4 protein-coding genes are annotated in these 4,802 nt (G+C 66.7%); 1 reads left to right on the forward strand and 3 read right to left on the reverse strand.

The window, feature by feature from the left end:
- The coding region (locus ACRDUX_RS03990; RefSeq protein ID WP_526411242.1) for a Y-family DNA polymerase at positions 1 to 385 on the reverse strand (385 nt) is incomplete at its 3' end.
- Positions 386 to 418: 33 nt separating this feature from the next.
- On the opposite strand from ACRDUX_RS03990, the gene ACRDUX_RS03995 reads away from it, so the two are divergent.
- A complete protein-coding gene (locus ACRDUX_RS03995; protein WP_526411244.1) occupies positions 419 to 643 on the forward strand; it encodes an RNA-binding S4 domain-containing protein in 225 nt (74 codons plus the stop codon).
- A gap of 45 nt (positions 644 to 688) precedes the next feature.
- Here the strand turns inward: ACRDUX_RS03995 and ileS are convergent, their stop codons facing one another.
- A complete protein-coding gene (gene ileS, locus ACRDUX_RS04000) occupies positions 689 to 3,835 on the reverse strand; it encodes an isoleucine--tRNA ligase (protein ID WP_526411246.1) in 3,147 nt (1,048 codons plus the stop codon).
- 233 nt (positions 3,836 to 4,068) lie between these two features.
- The gene (locus tag ACRDUX_RS04005; RefSeq protein ID WP_526411248.1) at positions 4,069 to 4,692 is read right to left on the reverse strand and encodes a hypothetical protein; all 624 of its coding nucleotides are present in this window, start codon (positions 4,690 to 4,692) and stop codon (positions 4,069 to 4,071) included.
- Between the last annotated feature and the right edge of the window lie 110 nt (positions 4,693 to 4,802).

Consider the following 4,802-nt stretch of genomic DNA (forward strand, 5'->3'; position numbering starts at 1 on the left):
GGGCCTCACAAAACCGCTCGACGGCATCGGCGTCCGCGCCTGCCAGCTCGATCGGCTCGCCGAACGCTTCGTCGAACGACAGTTGCTCCAGCACCGGCACGACCGACCTGACCGTGTCGAGCACGCGGGCACTGGCGACCCCGTAGACGACACCGCGGGGCGGCAGGACCACGGCGGACGTGCCGACCAGCCGGCGCGCCTGATGCATCGGCATCGCGGACCTGGCGCCGAAGACGCGCGACTCGTAGCTGGCTCCCGCGACGACGCCCCGGCCGCCGAGACCGCCGACCAGCACCGGCCGTCCGCGCAGCGTGGGCCGGGTCAGCTGTTCGACGGAGGCGAAGAACGCGTCCATGTCGAAGTGCAGGACCCATCGCCCCTCCATTGCGATGATCGTAGGGGGCTACCCTGGACGCCCATGGAGGAACCCGTCCGCGAGGTGGCCATCCGGGACGAGTCGATCCGGCTCGGGCAGTTCCTCAAGCTCGCCGACCTGATCGACACCGGCTCCGACGCCAAGGCGGTGATCGCCGCGGGCGACGTCAGCGTGAACGGCGACGTCGAACTGCGCAGGGGACGTCAACTACACCAGGGTGACACCGTGACGATCGACGGCCGATCCGCGACAGTCGGGCACGGCTGAGTTCGGCTGCGGGACAATACCTTCAACCGAGAATCGGCGGCGGGATCACGCCTTGGCGATCGCCACCTTCACGCCGTCGCCGATGGGATGGGCATCGGCTGATTCACCGAACTCGAAGCTGGTGGCGAGGACCTCGCCCGCGATCAACTCGGCGTGGGCGCGCGCCCAGTCCTGTTTGTCCGGCGGGACCGAGATCGTCACGGCGATCCTGTCGGACACGTCCAGTCCGGTGGACTTGCGCAGGTCCTGAAGCTCGCGGATGCGGTCCTTGGCCCAGCCCTCGGCCTCCAACTCCGGCGTGAGCGTGCCGTCGAGCACCACCAATCCCGCACCATCGGGTAGCGCAGCGGTCCACTCCGGCTCCGCCGCAGCCAGTTTGGAGGTGTACTCGCCGGCGTACAGCGTCGCGGGCCCCGCGGTGAGCGTGCCGTCGGAGTTGACGACGCCCTTCCCCGCCTTGACCGCCTTGATCGCCGATTGGACGTCCTTGCCGAGACGCGGCCCGGCGACCTTGGCGTTGACCGCCAGTTCGAACCGGCCGAAGGCGTCGATGTCGTCGGTCAACTCGACCGACTTCACGTTGAGTTCGTCGGCGATCAGATCGGCGAACGGCCGCAGCGCATCCGGATCCTCGACGGCTACGGTCAGCTTCGGCAACGGCAACCGCACACGGAGCTTCTTGGCCTTGCGCAGCGACGACGCCACCGAGCAGACGTCGCGCACCTGGTCCATCGCGAGCACCAGGGCGGGATCAGCGGGTAGCTCGCCGGCCTCTGGCCAGTCGGTCAGGTGCACCGAGCGCCCGCCCGTCACGCCGCGCCAGATCACCTCGGCGATGAGGGGCAGCAGCGGTGCTGCGAGTCGACTGGTGACCTCGAGCACGGTGTGCAGGGTGTCGATGGCGTCGGGGTCCTCGTCCCAGAACCGTGAACGTGACCGTCGCACATACCAATTCGTCAGAGCCTCGGTGAACTGGCGCAACTGCTCACAGGCCACGGAGATGTCGCAGACGTCCAGCGACGCGGTCAGCTCGTCGCGCAGCGCGGCGAGCTTCGCCAGGATGTAGCGGTCGAGCACGTTCGTCGAATCGGTGCGCCACGTCCCCTTCTCCGGTGCGTACAGCGCCAGGAATGAATACGCGTTCCAGAACGGCAGCAGGACCTGGCGCACGCCCTCGCGGATGCCCTGCTCCGTCACGACCAGGTTGCCGCCCCGCAGGATCGGCGAGGCCATCAGGAACCAGCGCATGGCGTCCGAACCGTCGCGGTCGAATACCTCGGTCACGTCGGGATAGTTGCGCAGCGACTTGCTCATCTTCTGCCCGTCGCTGCCCAACACGATGCCGTGCGAGACGACCGTCTTGAACGCAGGCCGGTCGAACAGCGCGGTGGCGAGGACGTGCAGCAGGTAGAACCAGCCGCGGGTCTGCCCGATGTACTCGACGATGAAGTCGGCGGGATTGTGCGCGTCCACGCCCACGGTCTGGCCATCTCCGCTGACGCCATCGAACCACTTCTGGTTCTCGAACGGATAGTGCACCTGGGCGTACGGCATCGAGCCTGAGTCGAACCACACGTCGAAGACGTCCTCGATGCGTCGCATGGTCGATCTACCGGTCGGATCGTCGGGATTCGGCCGGGTCAGCTCATCGATGAACGGTCTGTGCAGGTCGTCGGGTCGCACGCCGAAGTCACGCTCGAGTTCGTCGAGGCTGCCGTACACGTCGACCCGGGGGTACGCGGGATCGTCGGACTTCCACACCGGAATCGGGCTGCCCCAGTAGCGATTTCGCGATACCGACCAGTCGCGCGCACCCTGGAGCCACTTGCCGAACTGGCCGTCCTTGACGTGTTCGGGATACCAGGTGATCTGCTGGTTGAGCTCCACCATCCGGTCGCGGAACTCCGTCACCTTGATGAACCAGGACGACACCGCGCGGTAGATCAGCGGGTTGCGGCATCGCCAGCAGTGTGGATAGGAGTGGTCGTAGGTCTCGTGGCGCAGCAGCACCGCACCGTTGGTTGCGGCGGGACCGCTTCCGTTCTTCAGGTCGCGGATGATCTGCGGATTCGCGTCGAACACGTGCTGTCCCGCGTAGTCCGGCACCGTCGAGTCGAAACGGCCCTTCGAGTCGACCGGCGTGACTGCCACGATGTCCGCGGCGTCGGCCGTCGCCTTGTCGTCCTCACCGTAGGCCGGCGACATGTGCACGATGCCGGTGCCGTCCTCGGTGGTGACGAAGTCGCCGGGCAGAACCCGAAAGGCGTTGGGCGAGTCCATGAAGTACGGAAAGGGCGGCAGGTAGCGGGTGCCGAGCAGCTGCCTGCCCTGGTAGGTGGCGGTCACGGCCGGCTCCTCGCCGAGCTCACGGGCATAGGAAGGCAGACGGGCCTCGGCGAGCACGTAGCGGCGGCCGTCGGAGCCCTCGACCACCACGTAGGTCACGTCCGGATTGACCGCGACCGCCTGGTTGGACGGCAGCGTCCACGGGGTCGTCGTCCAGACCAGCAGATGGGCGCCTGCGAGCTCGCCATCGGAAACCCGGAACCCGACGGTGAGCGCAGGGTCCTGACGGTTCTGGTACACGTCGTCGTCCATGCGCAGCTCGTGGCTGGACAGCGGGGTCTCGTCGTTCCAGCAGTACGGCAGCACCCGATAACCCTCGTAGGCCAGGCCCTTGTCCCAGAGCTGCTTGAACGCCCACAGCACCGACTCCATGAAGCTGGGATCCAGTGTCTTGTAATCGTTGTCGAAGTCGACCCAACGCGCCTGCCGGGTGACGTAGGCGCGCCACTCCTCGGTGTACTTGAGCACCGATGCCCGGCACGCCTCGTTGAACTTGTCGATGCCGAGCTCTTCGATCTGGCTCTTCTCCGTGATCCCGAGTTGGCGCTGCACCTCGAGCTCCGCGGGCAGCCCGTGGGTGTCCCAGCCGAATCGGCGCTCCACCTTGTAGCCGCGCATGGTCTGGTAGCGCGGCACGATGTCCTTGACGTAACCCGTCAGCAGGTGGCCGTAGTGCGGCAGTCCGTTGGCGAACGGGGGGCCGTCGTAGAAGACGTATTCCTTTGCGCCGTCGCGCCGGTCGATGCTGGCGCGGAAGGTCCCGTCGCGGTCCCAGTAGTCGAGGACCTCGACTTCGAGATCGGGGAAGCTCGGCGATCCACTCGCCGGTCTCGGGTAACCGCTCACGTGCGTCTCGTCTCCTGTGCCCATGGTCGTTCAGGCACGGGGACGACGTCGCGCCGTTGCGCGAACACCGCGGTACCACCCCGCTTGCGCACACTGGGTGCGCCGCTCTCATCGGGCGTTGACGGGCCCACCCGTTCGGTTCTACTGAGCGCAGGCGAGATGATCGCGAACGCTGTTCTTCCGAAGGCTCCCCGGTGATGGCCGGATCGAAGCCGCTCAAAGAATACTAAGGCCTAGTGCGCCATTGCCAATTCGGTGGTGGACCTGCTGGCCGGTGTGGCCTCCGATGTCAGTTCGATGAGCGCCAGCGGGAACTGCTCGGCAAGCTCCTGCACCGTGTAGGGCTCGAAGCTGCGGGTGTCGAACCACCACTCCAGTGCTATGACGTCGCCGTCGCGGTAGGCACGGAGCTCGAGGACGTGGCCGAGGTGGGGCCGAGTCCCCGCGGTGGCGCCGTTGGCGAACAGTACGTCCGACACGTCCTGTGCCCGCGGGTCGTCGGGCACGCCATGAACGACGTGACGATCGCTGAGCGCTTCGAGAGTGCGGTGGACGCCCGAGAGCATCTCGTCGGCGTTGACCTGCTCGGGGGGTGCGCACGTCAGCACCATCGGATGCAGGCTGGTGCCGTAGCCGGGAACGTCGATGGCTACGGTGCCGCGTCCGATCGTGCGCTCGATGGCACGGCCAAGGGCGGCCACCAGGATCTCGTCGCTCGTCAGCGCGAGCATGTCGGCGGCGCCGTCCAGTTCCTGGGTCAGCAACGCCGTCAAGGGTGCCGCCACCTTCTCGAGGTCCTCGGCGTGGGGCCGGCCAACGGCGTCGTAGTCGACCAGCTGCAAGTTTGCGCGCGTCATGAAAAGGAGGTTACACCGATGTCCCAAAAGTGGGACACATCTGCCAAAACCGTGACGACCGTGTCAATTAAGAGGCGAATCTCCGATTTGCGGCTGGTACTGCCCAACCA

This window comes from Mycobacterium sp. (assembly GCF_050701675.1).
Taxonomy (GTDB): Bacteria; Actinomycetota; Actinomycetes; order Mycobacteriales; family Mycobacteriaceae; genus Mycobacterium.